We start from the raw sequence: 16,412 nt of genomic DNA on the forward strand, positions 1-16,412 counted from the left end.
CTTGGCCACTGGTACGGAACCCCATCTGAACAGCGGCGGTGTACGAACCGGTACGCGCGCCGCGATCACCGCCCCGCATCTGCGGACCGACCGATGGTGGCTGGCGCCCGCCGCCACCGCGGCCGGTCTGCTCGCGTTCATCGTCTACTCGACCTGGCGCGCGTTCGCCAACGCCGACTACTACGCGGCTCCGTATGTCTCGCCGTTCTACTCCCCCTGTCTCGCGGAGAACTGCGAGCCGATGAAGAACGGACCCAACTGGGAGATCTTCGGCAGCTGGTGGAGCATCTCCCCCGCTGTACTGATCCTGATCTTCCCGCTCGGCTTCCGGCTGACCTGCTACTACTACCGCAAGGCCTACTACCGGGGCTTCTGGGCCTCCCCACCGGCCTGCGCGGTGGCCGAGCCGCACAAGAAGTACACCGGTGAGACCCGCTTCCCGCTGATCCTCCAGAACATCCACCGGTACTTCTTCTACGCCGCGATCCCGGTGGCCGGAATCCTGACCTACGACACCGTGCTGGCGTTCCGCGACGAGCACTACGAGTGGGGCCACATGGGCCTCGGCACCCTGGTGTTCCTCGTCAACATCGTGCTGATCTGGGCGTACACGATCTCCTGCCACTCCTGCCGGCACATCGTCGGCGGCAAGCTCAAGCACTTCTCCAAGCACCCCGTGCGCTACCGGATGTGGCAGTGGGTCGGCAGGCTCAACGCCCGCCACATGCTGCTCGCCTGGACGTCGTTGGTGAGCGTGGCGCTCGCCGACTTCTACGTCTATCTCGTTGCGTCCGGTGCCTTCGACGATCCGAGGTTGTTCTGATGTCCGTGGTGGACCGGCAGGAGTGGGACGTCGTCGTGGTCGGCGCGGGCGGCGCGGGCCTGCGCGCCGCCATCGAGGCACGCGAGCGGGGCGCCCGTACGGCGGTGATCTGCAAGTCACTGTTCGGCAAGGCGCACACCGTCATGGCCGAGGGCGGTATCGCGGCCGCGATGGCCAATGTCAACGAGCACGACAACTGGCAGGTCCACTTCCGCGACACCATGCGCGGCGGCAAGTTCCTCAACCAGTGGCGGATGTCCGAACTGCACGCGCAGGAGGCCCCGGACCGGGTGTGGGAACTGGAGACCTGGGGCGCCCTGTTCGACCGTACGAAGGACGGCCGGATCTCCCAGCGCAACTTCGGCGGCCACGAGTACCCGCGCCTGGCACACGTCGGCGACCGCACGGGCCTGGAACTGATCCGCACGCTCCAGCAGAAGATCGTGTCCTTGCAGCAGCAGGACTTCAAGGAGACCGGCGACCACGAGTCCCGGCTGAAGGTCTTCCAGGAGTGCACGGTCACCCGGGTCCTGAAGGACGGGAATCGAGTCTCCGGGGTCTTCGCCTACGACCGTGAGACCGGCCGTTTCTTCGTCCTGGAAGCGCCCGCCGTGGTGATCGCCACCGGTGGCATCGGCAAGTCCTTCAAGGTGACCTCGAACTCGTGGGAGTACACCGGCGACGGCCACGCGCTGGCGCTGCTCGCGGGGGCGCCGTTGCTGAACATGGAGTTCGTGCAGTTCCACCCGACCGGCATGGTCTGGCCGCCGTCGGTGAAGGGCATCCTCGTCACCGAGTCCGTCCGCGGCGACGGCGGGGTGCTCAGGAACTCCGAGGGCAAGCGGTTCATGTTCGACTACGTCCCGGACGTCTTCAAGGAGAAGTACGCCGAGTCCGAGGAGGAGGGCGACCGCTGGTACGACGACCCGGACAACAACCGGCGGCCCCCTGAACTGCTTCCCCGCGACGAGGTGGCCCGCGCGATCAACTCCGAGGTCAAGGCGGGCCGCGGCTCCCCGCACGGCGGGGTCTTCCTGGACGTCTCGACGCGGATGCCCGCCGAGGTGATCAAGCGCCGACTGCCGTCCATGTACCACCAGTTCAAGGAACTGGCGGACGTGGACATCACGGCGGAGGCGATGGAGGTCGGGCCGACCTGTCACTACGTGATGGGCGGGATCGCGGTCGAGTCGGACACGGCGGCCGCGCGCGGGGTGCCGGGTCTGTTCGCGGCCGGTGAGGTCGCGGGCGGTATGCACGGCTCGAACCGGCTCGGCGGCAACTCCCTGTCCGATCTGCTGGTGTTCGGGCGCCGGGCGGGCTGGCACGCGGCCGAGTACGCGGCGGCCCTCGCCTTCGAACGCCCCGAGGTGGACGACGCCCAGATCGACACGGCGTCGGCCGAGGCGCTGCGCCCCTTCTCCGCGGAGAGCCCCGACGAGGCCGCCCCGGAGAATCCGTACACCCTCCACCAGGAGCTCCAGCAGACCATGAACGACCTCGTCGGCATCATCCGCCGCGAGGGCGAGATGGCGCACGCCCTCGAGAAACTGGCCGAGCTGCGGGTCCGGGCCCGACGGGCCGGGGTCGAGGGGCACCGGCAGTTCAACCCGGGCTGGCATCTGGCCCTGGACCTCAGGAACATGCTGCTGGTCAGCGAGTGCGTGGCGCGGGCCGCGCTGGAGCGCACCGAGTCGCGCGGCGGCCACACCCGCGAGGACCATCCGACGATGGAGCGCGTCTGGCGCAACATCAACCTGCTGTGCCGGCTGGCCGATCCGACCGGCGGGTTGGCGGCGACCGACCCGGAGCGCGGCCAGATCAGCCTCACCCGGGAGACCACCGACCCCATCCGCCCTGACCTGCTCGCCCTCTTCGACAAGGAGGAGCTGGTCAAGTACCTCGCCGAAGAGGAGCTGTACGAGTGAGCAGCTACGAGGCCCGCTTCAAGGTGTGGCGGGGTGACGTCGGGGGCGGCGGCCTGGAGGACTTCGCGGTCGAGGTGAACGACGGCGAGGTCGTCCTCGACATCATCCACCGCCTCCAGGCCACCCAGGCCCCCGATCTCGCCGTGCGCTGGAACTGCAAGGCGGGCAAGTGCGGTTCGTGCTCGGCGGAGATCAACGGCCGGCCGCGGCTGATGTGCATGACGCGGATGTCGGTGTTCGACCGCGAGGAGACGATCACCGTCACTCCCCTGCGCGCCTTCCCGGTCGTCCGGGATCTCGTCACGGACGTCGGCTTCAACTACACCAAGGCGCGCGAGGTCCCGGCCTTTGTACCGCCCTCGGGGCTCGGCCCGGGCGAGTACCGGATGATGCAGGAGGACGTGGACCGCTCGCAGGAGTTCCGCAAGTGCATCGAGTGCTTCCTGTGCCAGGACACCTGCCATGTGGTCCGCGACCACGAGGAGAACAAGCAGGCCTTCGCAGGTCCCCGCTTCCTGATGCGGGTGGCGGAGCTGGACATGCACCCGCTGGACGCGGCCGCCGAGTCCGGCCTGGACCGCAGGGCCACCGCCCAGGACGAACACGGCCTCGGTTACTGCAACATCACCAAATGCTGTACGGAGGTCTGCCCCGAGGGCATCAAGATCACAGACAATGCGCTGATCCCGTTGAAGGAACGGGCCGTGGACCGCAAGTACGACCCGCTGGTGTGGCTGGGGTCGAAGATCCGCAGGCGGTCCGCGTCAGGCTGAGGCGGCCCGCAGATACCCCGAGTGGGCCACCTGGCCGAGGAACGTGAACTGGGTGTCCGAGGTCATGTGCTTCTCGAACGCCTCCTTGATCCCGGGCCACTTGGGGTGTCCGAAGTCGTCGAGTACGACGATCCCGCCCGGCGCGACGATCTGTTCCGCCCACTCCAGGTCGGCGGCGACACCGGCGGCGGAGTGGTCGCCGTCGACGATGACCACGCCGTAGGAACGGTCGGCGACCAGGGCCCTGACCTCGGGGTCCTCGGAGAAGCCCTGCTGGATACGGGCGGCGGCGCCGGCCGCTCCGACGAGGCTCAGATTGGTGCGTACGGCGGCCAGGTTGACCGGGGTGCCGGAGGCGTCGTTGCCCATGGTGGCGCCGGGCTGGAGCTGGGTCCCGGCGAGCGGATCGACGATGGTCAGGCTCGGCGTCCGCCCGGCGCGCTCCAGCATCCGGATGAGCGCGGCGCTGAACATCCCGTACAGGGTGCCGATTTCGAGCACCTCGTCGTTCGGCGGGTCGAGCAGCGGTACGGCGGAGAGCTTGCCGACGATGTTCATCGTGCCGCCGGCGATCCTGCCGACGCCGAGCGCCTCCATCGCGATGAGCAGCCGGAACGCCTGGGCGGCATTGCGCTCCGCGGCCTGCCGGTCGACGCCGGCGACCTGCTCCAACTCGGTGACGGTGCGGTTGAGATGGGGCGCCGAGGGGAGACGGGACGCGCCGCGTCCGGTGCCGTCGAAGAAGAGCTCCAGGGGTCGCTGGCGGTTGCGCAGCGTTCTGATCTCCTTCTGGAGCGCGTCCTTCGAGGTGATCTCGATATGGCGGCGGACCTCACGTTCGATGCGCTGGTCGATCAGCTGAACGATCGGGCGCAGGGCGCGTCGGGCGGCCTTGCTGGTGATTGACGTTCGCATCCCGGGACCGTAGGTCGGTCACAGCCCGTCCACAACTAACGCAAGGGTGCGCGCAGTTAAAGCGCACATGACGTCTGGGCCACGGCGTGTTTACCGGACCCAGTCCTCTCGGTACGCCGTCCAGTCCTCCTCCTTCGCCGCGAAGTCCACGTACAGGGCCACGCCGAAGCGCTCCCGGTCCGGGTCCGTGCGGGACAGGCCGAGGCGGGTGCCGCGTACGGCGGCGGAGACGGTCTCGGCGGACTCGTGGTGGCCGATGTCGCTCTCGTGGAAGAAGGGCAGGCCCATCAGGAGGTCGGTGGTGGGCGGGGTGACCTCCAGGGCGAGCGAGGTCTGCTGGGCGACGTAACCGCCGTACAGGCTCTCCAGCGGCATGGCGGTGTCGTAGGACATGACCGCGATCTGGTCGACCCTTCGCGCGACCTCGCCGAAGAACTCCTGCGACCACCACTTGGGGTGCCCGGTGAAGAAACCGGCGACCGAGTGCAGGGCGGGGAGCGGGTCTATCTGGTGGGCGGCGACGGAGAGGGGGACGTCGCGAGCGCGGGTCTCCTCGCGGAGGGCGTCGAGGAGGGTGAGGTAGTCGTCGTCGCCGGAGTGGAGGGGTTCGAGGTCGAAGTGGGCGCCGTCGAATCCGGTGTCGAGGATCTTGCGGGTGGAGGCGACGACGGCGGCACGGGTGTCGGAGTCGTCGAGGCGCAGCCCGTCCGAGCCTTCACTGGCGAGCTTGTCGCCGAGCCAGGCCTGGACGCGGACACCGGGCGCTGCACGGTGGACGGCGTCGAGGAACCAGCGGGCGCGCGGATATTTGTCGGCGGGGAGTGTGCCGTCGTGGTTGAGCGGTCCGGCGTGCACGTAGAGATCACGGATGCCGGTGGCTTCGAGCCGCCGTACGAGGGCGGTGACATCCGCGTCACGCTTACGCCCGTCCATCCAGGCGTGCCCGAGCCAGATGGCGTCACGGTTTCTGGTGTACGTGCCGTCTTCTGGGTCGCCCGTGTAGTTCAGGCGTAGGGCGAGGGCGGCGGTGAGGGTGGGGAGGAGCAGGGCGAGGGTGAGGGCCAGGGCGGTGCGGGTGGCTGTCCGGCGCCATCTGCCGCGGCCGCCCGCCTCGGCTTCGCCTTCGGCGGGTGCGGTGGCCTTCGGCTCCCCGAGCCCTTCCGGCTCCCTGAGCGCTCCCGGCTCCCCGAGCTCTGCCGGCTCCTCCACGTGCTCCCCGTCTCCCGTTCGTCCCGTCGGTCTCTCCTGAGTCGTCGGCTTGTTTTCGTGCCCCGCGCCGTTCATGCCCGTCCCCTCGTTGTCGGCCTGGGTCTCCGCGCCCACCCCTGGGACCACCCCGGTCGCGGCCGTGCATTCCTGCTCATACGCTCCGAAATGTGACGTCATCCTTGATTCGGGGTCGGCCTCGGCGGGTCGCCGGGCATATATCCGTGCTGGTGGTGCATGGCTTGCTGGGTGTGCTGGCCGCCTTGGCGTGGCTGGTGTTGCCAGGGATGACGTCCGAGGTGGACGGTCCGGTTGCGGTCGGGTCGGAGCGGCCCGTCGCCGGCGGTTCCGCTCAGGAGGAGCCGGAGTCCGCTGCCGGGGATCTCGTGTTGCCGCTCGTCGCGGCCGCCGCCGCCGTTGCCGTCGCCGGGTACGCGTATGTGCGGCGCACCCGGCGCGCGCGGACCCGGACCACCCCCGGCGGGGAGGCCGTCCCGGTGGCCGGTCCTCCGCTCGGGGAGCTCGACGAACAGGTACGCGGCCTCCTCGTCGACGCCGACGACTGGGTGCGGACCAGTCGGGAGGAACTCTCCTTCGCCGAGGCTCGGGCAAGCGCCGAGGCCGTCGAGCCCTATGCCCGGGCCCTCCGTGACGCCGAAGCCGAGCTCGCCTCCGCCTTTCGGATGCGGCAGCGGTACGACGACGGTGTCCCCGACGACGACACCGGGCGGCAGCACGTGCTCGCGGGGATCGTCGGGCGCTGTGAGGAAGCCGGGCGGCTGCTGGACGCGGAGGCGGCCGGGTTCGATCAACTGCGGGGGCTGGAGGGGAATGTGGGCGGGGCATTGGAGGTCGCCGAGGTCCGGTTCCGGGAGCTGGCCGCCCGTGCCGGTGGCGCGGACGCCACGCTCGTCGAACTGCGCAGGCGGTACGGTCCCGCCGCTGCCTCCGATGTGTCCGGGTACGTCGAACAGGCCAAGGACCGGCTCGTGTTCGCCACCACCCGGCTCAACGAGGCCCGTCAGGGCGCCGACCTCGGTGAGACGGAACGGGCCATCCGTAATCTGCGGGCCGCCGAAGGGGCCATCGCCCAGGCCGCCGTGTTCGTCGACAGCGTCGAGCGGCTGGCGGGGGAGCTGGCGAGCGCGGCCGGGCTCGTCGCGGCCGCCCTTACGGGCGGGGAGGCCGAGATCGCCGGGGCTCGGGAGCGGGCCGCGGGTTCTCCCGGGGGCCAGTCCGACGTCCGGATCAGCCATGCCGACAGCGTCCTGGCCGACGTACGGGAAGAGGTGACCGGAGGGCCGTACGACCCGATGGAGGCGTTGCGACGGATTGTGCGGGGTGTCGTGGCGGTCGCCGACGGGCGGGCCGGGGTGCTGTCGGCGGCCGCTTCGCTCATCGCCCGGAGCTCCACCGGCGCGGCGGCCGACCACATCACCACACACCGGGGCGCGGTCGGCAGCACCTCCCGCACCCGCCTCGCGGAGGCCCAGCGCCTGCTCGCCTCCGCCCCCGGCCTCACCGACCTGCTCACCGCCGACGTCCTCGCGCGCCGGGCCCGGGACCTGGCGGAGCAGGACGTACGACTCCACGGCGGCGGGGTCGACCGTCCGGCCCCCGTCAGCTTCGGCGGGCCGCGTACCCGCGGCCGACGGGAGTGACCCCCGCCGTCAGAACAGGCTCAGCAGCGCCTCCGCCGGGTCCGTGAGGCCCGTCTCGCCGTCGGGGAGCGGGAGTTCGAACCACACGGTCTTGCCTCGGGGCGTCCGGCGGGAGCCCCAGGCCGCGCTCAGCAGGCCCACCAGCTGGAGGCCCCGGCCGCCCTCGTCCGTGTCACGGGCCCTGCGGCGGCGGGGCTGGACCAGGCCCGCGTCCCATACCTCGCAGACCAGGGTGCGGTCGAGGAGGAGGCGCAGACGGATGTCGCCCTCGCCGTAGCGCAGGGCGTTCGTGACCAGCTCGCTGACCAGGAGTTCCGCCGTGTCGACCAGGGGTTCCAGGTCCCAGGTCAGGAGCTGGCCGCGGGCGTAGTCGCGGGCGCGGCCCACGCTGCGCGGCTCGCGAGGCAGCGTCCAGTCGCCGACGGAGTCGGCGGGCAGGCCCTGGACGCGGGCCATGAGCAGGGCGATGTCGTCCTCGCCGTGGTGGGTGTCGAGGGTGTTGAGGACGTGGTCGCAGACGTCCTCAAGGGGGCGGGTGGGGTCGGTCAGCGCTCCCACGAAGGCTTGCAGGCCCTCGTCCAGGGGGTGATCGCGGCTTTCGACCAGTCCATCCGTGTAGAGAGCCAACAGGGCGCCTTCGGGGAGTTCCACCTCCACCTCCTCGAAGGGCTCCCCGCCCACGCCGAGCGGCATGCCCGGCGGTACGTCGAGCATCAGCGCGTCCTCGCCGGGTTCGACCAGGACGGGCGGCAGATGGCCCGCGTTGGCGAAGGTGCAGCGGCGGGTCACCGAGTCGTAGACCGCGTACACGCAGGTCGCCAGATACACCTCGGACAGGTCGGCCTCGCGGGGGCGGCGGGCGGCACGGGTCGCCTGCTGGACTCCGCCGGGTGCGCCGAGGCCCCGCGCGATCTCGTCCAACGCGCTCAGCACTTCCGCCGGTTCCAGGTCCAGCAGGGCCAAGGTGCGTACGGCCGAGCGGAGTTCGCCCATCGCCACCGCCGCGCGCAGACCGCGGCCCATCACGTCGCCGACCACCAACGCCGTACGGTGGCCCGGCAGTTCGATCACGTCGAACCAGTCGCCGCCCACCTCGCTCGGCCGGTCCGCGGAGGAGTTGCCCGGCAGATAGCGGCAGGCGATGTCCAGGCCGGAGGCGACCGGGTCGCCCGGGGGCAGCAGGGACCGCTGCAGTATCAGCGCCCGCTCGTGCTCCCTGCGGTACAGCCGGGCGTTGTCGATGCACACCGCCGCCCGCGCAGCCAGCTCCACCGCCAGATCCCGGTCCCGGTCCCCGAACGGCTCACTGCCCTTCGTCCGCGAGAACTGCGCAAGGCCTACGACCGTGTCGTGGGCGACCATCGGCACGGCCAGCGTGGACTGGACGAGGCCGCCCTCCTCTGCGGGCACCGTCCGCGGCCGTGCCGTGCGCAGGGCATCCGCGCACGGGGAGTTGAAGGGGTAGTGGTGGACCGCGCCGACCGAGACGGTCGCGCCGCCGCCGACGAAGGGCGCGTCGGAGACCGCGCTGGCGAAGGCCACCCGGCGCAGTTCCGCGCTGCCGTCGGCGAGCCCCGGCGGGGTCTCGTCGCCGGCCAGCAGGCCCTGGTAGAGGTCGACCGTGGCCAGGTCGCAGAAGCCGGGGACGACGACGTCGAGCAGTTCACGAGCCGTGGTCTCCAGGTCGAGGGAGTTCCCGATCCGGGCGCCGGCCTCGTTCAGAAGAGCGAGATTGCGACGTGCCGCGGCGGCCTCACGGGCGGCGGCCCGGCGGGCCGTGATGTCGGTTCCGAGCCAGGCGATGCCGATGGGGCGGCCGGAGCCGCTGTGCACCCGGTAGAGGTTGATGGACCAGTGCCGACGGTCGTCGGAGCCGGGCAGGAAGCCGGTGACGTGCATGTCCGTGATGGACTCGCCGGTCTCCAGGACCCGGCGCAGGGTGGCGGTGACCCGCTCGGCCTCCGGCCTCGGCAGATAGTCGTGGACGCCCTTGCCGCGGTGGTCGTCGGGGGTGCCGCCGAACAGCGAGGCGAACCGATGGTTCACGCGGCGCACCCGGAGGTCGGGGTCGATCAGCAGGAAGCCGAAGGGAGATTGACCGAAAATCGACTGCGAGGCGGCGAGGTCGGTCTCGATGCTGCGCAGGGTGCGCACATCGACGACGATGCAGACGGCCGCCTTCTCGCCCTCCTCGGTCCACGTCGGCATGACGTAGACCTCGGCGAGGGCCTCCTCGCCGCGCCCGCCGGTCTCCTCGTCCGGCTTGCGGAAGGGGACGACACCGGTCCACTCCCGGCCGTCGAGGATCTCGGCCATCTTGCGGTGGCCCAGGTCGCGCCGGTCGGGGTCGATGAACGCCGCGATGGGGTCCATGCCGACGGCGCGCTCGGCGGGGATGCCGAAGAGCTGCTCGGCGCGCAGGCTCCACTGGTCGACGAGACCGTCGGGGCCGATGGAGAAGGACGCGACCCGGATGTAGTCGTACATGGAGCCGGGCGGACTGCTCTGCCACATGGCGTCGGCGGCCGGCTCGTCGCCGGAGTCGCGTGTCACATCGACCGCGGCGACCCTGTCGGCAGCCGCGGCCCCCGTCCTCGCGCCGTCCGACGGGTCCTCGGACTCCGTGGCCTTCGCTGGTATCTCGCTCACGCGAACCGTCCCCTCCAGCTCACCGCGTCCGGCACCGGTCACCGGAGGCGGCTGCCCGCAGTATCCAGCACTACGGCGCCGCACAACACGGTGTTCACGATCACAGCACGTTCCCGATCGTTTTTGGACCGGACCGCGGAAACACTCCCAGTCTTCTAACCAGCCAACACGCTGTTGAATCACGGACTCCGACAACTGCCAGTGGCCTGAACCAGTCGGTCTGCAGGGCGGGGCCCGCCGTACAGCATCCGTACGGGTTTCAGGGGACCGCGAGCTCGAACCACACCGTCTTGCCGGCGCTCCCGGGGCGGGTGCCCCAGCGGCGGGAGGAGTGGGCGACCAGTTGGAGGCCGCGGCCGCTCTCGTCCTCCGGCGCGGCGACCCGTTCGCGCGGGAGGTCGGGGAGCGGGTCGGAGACCTCGACGAGCAGGACATCGTCGAGGTGGGAGGGGCGGACGAGGCGGACGCCGATGGGGCCGGTGGCGTGCCGCAGGGCGTTGGTGACGAGCTCGCTGACCAGGAGGGCCGCGATGTCGGTGAGGCTGTCCAGGTCCCAGTCGTGCAGTCGGCCGCGGACGGCGGCCCGGGCGGCACGGACGGCGCCGGGTTCGGCGGAGAAGGTCCACTCGACGCAGTCGCCTTCGGTGTCGATCACACCGATCACTTCCCAGGCAGCGGTGTCCTTTTTTACGGGGTTAATGGGCACATACCCGATATTTGTGCGGCCGTATCGCTGCGGTGGGCGCACCGTGCCACAAATGGCGCACGCGCGGAGCCGCATATCGATACAGCCCCGCGCCCCTAAGCGCGCCCCATGCGGCCTTCGATTTCCTGTACAGCCGGAACATCCTGGTCCAGCCACTCCACGTTCCACAGCTCCGCGGGGGTCAGCCAGCGCAGTTCGTCGTGGTCCTGGAGGGGCTTCGGGGCCGGGGAGCCGGGAAGGAGACGCGCTGTCCAAACCCACAGGACGTACGGGGAGCGCAGGGGCCACTCCCCCGGTACGCGCTCCATCGCCTCGGTCTGGACGCCCAGTTCCTCACGGAGTTCGCGGACCAGGGCCGCCTCCGGGGTCTCGCCCGATTCCACCTTGCCGCCGGGGAGTTCCCAGCGGCCGGCGAGTTCGGGAGGGGCGCTGCGGCGCGCGGCGAGGAGGCGGCCGTCGTCCAGGAGGGCGGCTCCCACCACCACGATCGGTTCCGTCATGCGCCGGAGCCTACGGGACCCCCGGGGGCGTCTCAGTTGGCCGTCTCGGTGCCGCCCTGGCCGATCCGCTCGACCCAGTAGAGCTGCTTGTGCCCGCGGGAGTCGAGGCTGTCCGCGATCTTCTGGGCCTCGGCCCGGGTCGCGTACCGGCCCACGCGGTAGCGATTGCCGTTGTCGTCCTGCCGTATGACGAGCCAGGGAAGAGTGATCGTGCTGTCGTTCATCACGCCCCACCGCTCCTTCCCGCCCTAGGGCCTGCCTGACAATTCCCGTCGTCCGCCCGCAGGGCGTGCCGCGCGGCGTCTGGTCCGGCGCCTTGCGAGTGCGCGTGCCAGACGTCGCGCGGCAGACGGGAATTGTCAGGCAGGCCCTTAGGCCGCCCGCGTCCCGCTCGCGGCCTGTGCCGAGCCCCGCCCGATAAGGAAACCGCAATCCGCATATGCCCGAGCCTACGCCTAACCTTTACGCAGCGAACACGGCTTTTCACAAAGAGGTACGTAACTAGCCAGGGCGAGGGGGGCGCACGTCGTGGAACGCGCCTTCGGCGCACGCCGACGCATCCGGTCAGCGGCATGCCGGACACATCGGCGACGACCTGCGAGAACGACCAGATTCCAACCCCGGCCGATGGGGCTCCGGTTGAGTCGGCGCCGGGGGTAACCGCCCCGGAGTTGTGCGCTACTTCACGGGCAGGTGATAAGCGACCCGGTAACGGTCGGCGGGGACGACCACATCGGCGGTCTCCACGGGGCGGCCGGAGGCGTAGTAGGTGCGCTGGACGACGAGGACGACATGGCCGGGGACGCCGCCCAGGGCGTGCAGTTCCTCGGCGAGGCCGGGGCGGGCGCCGACCTCCTCGGTGACGTTGTCGACGATGACGTCGATGGCGCGCATCCGCTCGACGACGCCCATGCCGCCGAGCGGGCCCTCCTCGGGCAGCATCACGGGGGTGCGGCCGGTGACCGCGAGGGGCTCCCAGGAGGTGGAGAGCATCATCGCCTCGCCGGCGTCCCGGAAGAGATACCTGGTGCACATGACCCGGTCGCCGGGCTTGATACCGAGCCGCTCGGCGACCGCCACGCTCGCCTCGGCCTGCTCACTGCTGGACTCCCAGGTGCCGCGCGTCTCACCGTCGGCCTGCTCCTGGCGGAAGGGCGTGGCCCCGCCGGTCGGGCGGAACCCGGAGCGGGAGATCCGGCGGGGCACCGGCCGCTCGCGCACATATGTCCCGGAGCCGGAGCGGCCCTCGACCAGACCCTCGGCCATCAGCACCTTGCGCGCCTCCAGGGCGACGGTGTCCGAGACGCCGTACTCCTCGCGGATCCTCGCCTGGGACGGGAGGCGGGTGTGCGGTGGCAGCGAACCGTCGACGATCTTCTTGCGGAGATCACCCGCGACACGCAGGTACGCCGGCTGCTCACCGAATGTCACTGGCCGCTCCCATCAGATTTTACAGACAGCAACAGCGTGGCAACCGTGGGTTGTGCGAAGCAAGCAAAGGCCAGAGAATCACTCGATGTGATGACTTGTGCTTGCCGAGGGCTTTACGCAGGCACTTTCTCCCCGTTATGGCCGCGCTCACACATCGAGTTCCTCGCCGCCGGGGCTCTCGCTCCCGGTGTCGTACTCCCCGTCGTAGGACGGCACGGTGGTATCCAGGCCCAGAGCCTCGCGTGCGGTGACGGTCGTGGGGCCGTCGACATACTCGTAGCCGGTTTCGTAGTGCTCGTAGAACGTGTCCGCGTCATCGGCGGCGGCCGCCTTCTCCCAGGCCGCGCGGGCGTCCTTCATGTCCGCGAGCAGGTCGGCGACGGGCTCCTTGGCACCGGACGGCCAGCCGTGTCCCTCCAGTGCCTCGATCTGCTCGCCGAGCACGCCCTCGACGTCCTTCGCCCAGTCCTGGTTCACGGGCAGGTCGTCCTCGGGGAAGTCCTCCGGCTCCTCGTAGAGCACGTCGTCTACGGTGTTCATCGCCTTCAGGAAGGCGAGCTGGTCCGCGTCGAGGGTGGTCTCGTCGTTGCGCAGCGAGCCGGTGAGGGTGCCCTTGTCGTCGGTGCTGCCGAACAGGCAGGTGATCTCGCGGTCGCCGAAGCGCCAGCTCTGGCTGGTCGGGACGAGATAGGAGACGCCCGCGTCGTCCGGTACGGCCCAGGGGTCCATGGCGTACTCGGATTCCAGCGCGTAGCACTTGTCCTCGGCGGTCCGGGTCACCGAGTCGTCGCCCGGGAACCGTCCGCCGGGCAGCGTGACCACGGCGAACACCTCGCCGTCGTGCCGGCCGGCGCACGGCACCTCCTCCACGTCGTAGGTGGCGCCCTCCAGCGAGCCGGACGGGGAGTCGAAGCAGTCGCCCTTGGCGAGCGCGTAGGCGGTGCCGTCCTCGCTCGCCGCGTCCTTGAGGCCGTCCCAGACGTCGGAGGCGATACCGGTGGACAGCGTCACCGTCCACAGCGCGAGCCCGACGGAGGACAGCACGGAACCGGCGATCGCCATCCCCTTGCCGCGCTCGCCCTTCTTCTTGATCTGCGCGAGCGCCACCAGGCCGAGGACCAGACCCACGGCCGGCAGGAAGCAGAGGATGCCGAGCACCAGGGCGGCGATGGCGACGCCGTTCACGGGCGCGGGGCGGCCGTAGGGACCGTAGGGGTGGTACGGGTAGGGGCCGTAGGGGTTCTGCGGGGTGAACTGGCCCTGCCCGTACGGTCCCTGGGGTCCCGGCTGCTGGTGGGGCCCGTGGGGCGGGGGGATCGACACGAGTAGCGTGCTCCTGGTTCGGGCGGCGAGGCCGGGACGATGCAGAACTGGCGTACGACAGAGCGCACGCGCATGGTAAGCGCGCTACGGGTGGGGGCGGAATGCGGGTCACGAATGCGACGATCCGGGCGGTCAACGGGCTGACCGCGCGCTGGGCCGGGGTCGCGGAGGGCGGCACGGTCCTCTCGGCGGCCGGGGTCTGGCCCCTGCTGGCCTTCCTCGCGGACGGCGCCGCGGGCCGGGCGCGCGAGGAGCTGGCGGACGCGGTCGGGATGCCCGCGGACCGGGCGGCGGCCGCCGCGCGGGAACTGCTCGCCGCCCTCGGTTCGGCGCCCGGTCTGGACTCCGCCCTGGGCCTGTGGACCAGGCGCACGCTTCAGCTGCACGAGCGCTGGCGGTCGGGGCTGCCGACGGACGCGCACGGGGTGCTCACCGGGGACCTCCTGGCTGACCGGAACGCCCTGGACACCTGGGCCGCCGAGCGGACCGGCGGGCTGGTCGAGAAGATGCCCGTGAAGCTGACGGACGCGGCCGAGCTGGTGCTGGCGAGCGCGTTGGCGATGCGAACGCGCTGGCTGCGGCCCTTCCGTGAGACGCCATGGTGCCCGGAGGGCGGCCCGTGGGGCGAGGGCGAGGTGTACCTCGGCCTGCGGCGCAGCAGCACCCTGCTGGACCGGGTCGGCGTGGCGGACACCCCGGACGGCCATGTCACCGAGCTGAGGGTGTACGGCACCGGCGCGCTCGACGTCCATCTGGTGCTCGGCGAGGAGGGGATGACGCCGGGGCAGGTGCTGCGGGCGGGCGTGGATCTGCTCACCGACCGGGACCGGGTGGTGCCGGGCGACCGGCTCCCTTACGGCGAGGTGGGCCCCGGGGTGCGGGTGACGAAGGTGCGGGCCATGAGGCCGGCCCCGCCGACGCTGGACGTCACGACGGCGGCGTACGAGGTGCGCGCGAGCCACGATCTGCTGGAGCGGCACGAGTTGTTCGGGCTGACGACGGCCCGGACCGCGATACCCGGCCACTTCCCCGGTGTCAGCGACTTCCCGCTCTGCATCGACTCGGCGCAGCAGGCGGCGGTCGCGAAGTTCGGGGCGCTCGGCTTCGAGGCCGCCGCGGTGTCGGCCATGGCGGCGGTCGCAGGCGGGATACCCGAGCTGCGGTGGGTGGTCACGACGGTCGACGCCGTCTTCGACCGCCCGTTCGCCTTCCTCGCCGTGCACCGCCACACACGGCTGGTCCTCGCGGCGGGGTGGGTCACGGAGCCGGTGCCGTTCACGGGGTCTCAGTGGTGAACTCGGTTCACGCCGTCAATCGGCTGACCGCTCGCTGGGCCACCGAGGTGGAGGACGCCACCGTCTTCTCCGCCGTCGGCGTCTGGCCCCTGCTCGCCTTCCTCACGGACGGCGCCGCCGAGCTGACGCGGGAGGAGCTGGCGGAGGCCCTCGGGGTCCCGGCGGATCAGGCGGCGTCCGCGGCACGGGAGTTGCTGGGGGCGCTGGAGTCCATGGTCGGCCTGGACTCCGCGCTGGGGCTGTGGACGCGGCGCACACTCGAACCCCGGCCGGAGTGGGTGGCGGGACTACCCGCGGAGGCGCACGGGGTGCTCGGCGGGGACCTCGGGGCGGACCGGAAGGCCCTGGACGCCTGGGCCGCCGAGCGGACCGACGGGCTCGTCGACGCGATGCCGGTGGAGCTGACGCCGCTGACCGAACTGGTGCTGGCGAGCGCGCTGGTGCTGCGGACGACGTGGGAGTCGCCCTTCGAGGGCGGCCACGGCCTGTGGCTCGGCTCCTTCGGCCGCGCGGGGCTCAGCCGTACCACTGAAGGCCTGGACGACCTCGGGGTCGCCCGGACCCCCGCCGGGAAGGTCACCCGGGTCGTGGTGCGCGGCGACAACGGCATCGACGTCCAACTGCTCCTCGGCGAGCACGGGATGACCCCTGGGCAGGTTCTCGGCGCGGGTCTCGGCTGCCTCGACGACAGCCTCCGGCCGACGGCGGGCGAGCGGTTGAAGAAGGGGGACGCGGGACCGGGGCTGTACGTGTCCAAGCTGCCCACCGCACAGCCGGTTCCTCCACAGCTGACCCTGGACACCGTCGAGTTCACCCTCACCGCCGGGCACGACCTGCTGGCCCGCCCCGAGCTCTTCGGGCTCTCCTGTGCCGCAGACCCGGGGTGGGGCGGCTTCCCCGGCATCAGCGCCGCCCCGCTGGCCGTGGGCTCGGCCGCGCAGTCCGTGACGGCCACCTTCAGCGCCGAGGGCTTCCGCGCGGCGGCGGTGACGGCGGCGGGAATCGCCTGGCTGAGCGCGCCCGGCGGGGACCTGCCGTACGAGACGACCAAGGCCTACGTCCGTATCGACCGGCCCTTCGGGTTTCTCGCCGTCCACCGCGAGACGCGACTCGTCCTCGTCGCGGGCTGGGTGACGGATCCCAAGCCCTTCGACGAGGACGAGTACGGCTACCCGGAGGATCCTCCGGTCAGCGGGTGAGCG

Annotated in this window: 14 protein-coding genes; 6 read left to right on the plus strand and 8 right to left on the minus strand. The window is 71.2% G+C overall.

The features are described from left to right. Position 1: 1 nt before the first annotated feature. Genes H4N64_RS03665 through H4N64_RS03675 form a run of 3 tightly spaced genes read left to right on the plus strand, consistent with a single transcriptional unit; the run spans position 2 to position 3,524 of the window. A complete protein-coding gene (locus H4N64_RS03665) occupies positions 2-823 on the plus strand; it encodes a hypothetical protein (RefSeq protein ID WP_186280623.1) in 822 nt (273 codons plus the stop codon). After that, positions 823-2,751, plus strand: a complete 1,929-nt coding sequence (locus H4N64_RS03670) for a fumarate reductase/succinate dehydrogenase flavoprotein subunit (RefSeq protein WP_186280624.1) — start codon at positions 823-825, stop codon at positions 2,749-2,751. Before H4N64_RS03665 ends, H4N64_RS03670 begins: the two co-directional genes overlap by 1 nt. After that, positions 2,748-3,524, plus strand: coding sequence for a succinate dehydrogenase/fumarate reductase iron-sulfur subunit (locus tag H4N64_RS03675; RefSeq protein ID WP_186280625.1), 777 nt, complete (start codon positions 2,748-2,750; stop codon positions 3,522-3,524). Before H4N64_RS03670 ends, H4N64_RS03675 begins: the two co-directional genes overlap by 4 nt. On the opposite strand, the gene H4N64_RS03680 is transcribed toward H4N64_RS03675, so the two are convergent. Further along, positions 3,516-4,439: a class I SAM-dependent methyltransferase gene (locus H4N64_RS03680; RefSeq protein ID WP_186280626.1), complete on the minus strand. Its 924-nt coding sequence runs from the start codon at positions 4,437-4,439 to the stop codon at positions 3,516-3,518. The genes H4N64_RS03675 and H4N64_RS03680 overlap by 9 nt on opposite strands. A 90-nt stretch (positions 4,440-4,529) precedes the next feature. Beyond that, a complete protein-coding gene (locus tag H4N64_RS03685; RefSeq protein WP_336246627.1) occupies positions 4,530-5,648 on the minus strand; it encodes a glycoside hydrolase family 18 protein in 1,119 nt (372 codons plus the stop codon). A gap of 284 nt (positions 5,649-5,932) precedes the next feature. Here H4N64_RS03685 and H4N64_RS03690 point away from each other — a divergent pair, with 284 nt between their 5' ends. Beyond that, complete coding sequence (locus tag H4N64_RS03690) at positions 5,933-7,306, plus strand: hypothetical protein (protein ID WP_260859531.1); 1,374 nt, start codon at positions 5,933-5,935, stop codon at positions 7,304-7,306. A 9-nt stretch (positions 7,307-7,315) separates the two neighbouring features. On the opposite strand, the gene H4N64_RS03695 is transcribed toward H4N64_RS03690, so the two are convergent. From H4N64_RS03695 to H4N64_RS03720, 6 genes are all read right to left on the minus strand, one after another. Beyond that, entirely contained in the window at positions 7,316-9,955 is a 2,640-nt protein-coding gene (locus H4N64_RS03695; RefSeq protein WP_186280627.1) for a SpoIIE family protein phosphatase, read from the minus strand. A gap of 259 nt (positions 9,956-10,214) precedes the next feature. Further along, the gene (locus H4N64_RS03700; RefSeq protein WP_186280628.1) at positions 10,215-10,661 is read right to left on the minus strand and encodes an ATP-binding protein; all 447 of its coding nucleotides are present in this window, start codon (positions 10,659-10,661) and stop codon (positions 10,215-10,217) included. A gap of 95 nt (positions 10,662-10,756) precedes the next feature. After that, positions 10,757-11,161, minus strand: a complete 405-nt coding sequence (locus tag H4N64_RS03705; RefSeq protein ID WP_186280629.1) for a (deoxy)nucleoside triphosphate pyrophosphohydrolase — start codon at positions 11,159-11,161, stop codon at positions 10,757-10,759. A 32-nt stretch (positions 11,162-11,193) separates the two neighbouring features. Next, the gene (locus H4N64_RS03710; RefSeq protein ID WP_015658067.1) at positions 11,194-11,385 is read right to left on the minus strand and encodes an SPOR domain-containing protein; all 192 of its coding nucleotides are present in this window, start codon (positions 11,383-11,385) and stop codon (positions 11,194-11,196) included. Between the two features lie 454 nt (positions 11,386-11,839). Beyond that, a complete protein-coding gene (locus H4N64_RS03715; RefSeq protein ID WP_186280630.1) occupies positions 11,840-12,592 on the minus strand; it encodes a GntR family transcriptional regulator in 753 nt (250 codons plus the stop codon). A gap of 147 nt (positions 12,593-12,739) precedes the next feature. Beyond that, positions 12,740-13,915, minus strand: coding sequence for a DUF4190 domain-containing protein (locus H4N64_RS03720; protein ID WP_186280631.1), 1,176 nt, complete (start codon positions 13,913-13,915; stop codon positions 12,740-12,742). 101 nt (positions 13,916-14,016) lie between these two features. Between H4N64_RS03720 and H4N64_RS03725 the strand changes: the two genes are divergently transcribed. Next, positions 14,017-15,210: a serpin family protein gene (locus H4N64_RS03725; protein WP_186280632.1), complete on the plus strand. Its 1,194-nt coding sequence runs from the start codon at positions 14,017-14,019 to the stop codon at positions 15,208-15,210. Then, on the plus strand, positions 15,207-16,409 hold the full coding sequence (locus H4N64_RS03730; protein ID WP_418896240.1) for a serpin family protein: 1,203 nt from the start codon (positions 15,207-15,209) through the stop codon (positions 16,407-16,409). The genes H4N64_RS03725 and H4N64_RS03730 overlap by 4 nt, the downstream gene beginning before the upstream one ends. Positions 16,410-16,412: the final 3 nt, after the last annotated feature.

This window comes from Streptomyces cupreus (genome assembly GCF_014257025.1).
GTDB lineage: Bacteria > Actinomycetota > Actinomycetes > Streptomycetales > Streptomycetaceae > Streptomyces > Streptomyces cupreus.

Excerpts from the sequence above, each read along its gene's own strand:
- H4N64_RS03670 (WP_186280624.1), top strand. The coding sequence starts at position 823 with ATGTCCGTGGTGGACCGGCAGGAGTGGGACGTCGTCGTGGTCGGCGCG.
- H4N64_RS03680 (WP_186280626.1), bottom strand. The coding sequence starts at position 4,439 with ATGCGAACGTCAATCACCAGCAAGGCCGCCCGACGCGCCCTGCGCCCG.
- H4N64_RS03690 (WP_260859531.1), top strand. The coding sequence starts at position 5,933 with ATGACGTCCGAGGTGGACGGTCCGGTTGCGGTCGGGTCGGAGCGGCCC.
- H4N64_RS03705 (WP_186280629.1), bottom strand. The coding sequence starts at position 11,161 with ATGACGGAACCGATCGTGGTGGTGGGAGCCGCCCTCCTGGACGACGGC.
- H4N64_RS03710 (WP_015658067.1), bottom strand. The coding sequence starts at position 11,385 with ATGAACGACAGCACGATCACTCTTCCCTGGCTCGTCATACGGCAGGAC.
- H4N64_RS03725 (WP_186280632.1), top strand. The coding sequence starts at position 14,017 with ATGCGGGTCACGAATGCGACGATCCGGGCGGTCAACGGGCTGACCGCG.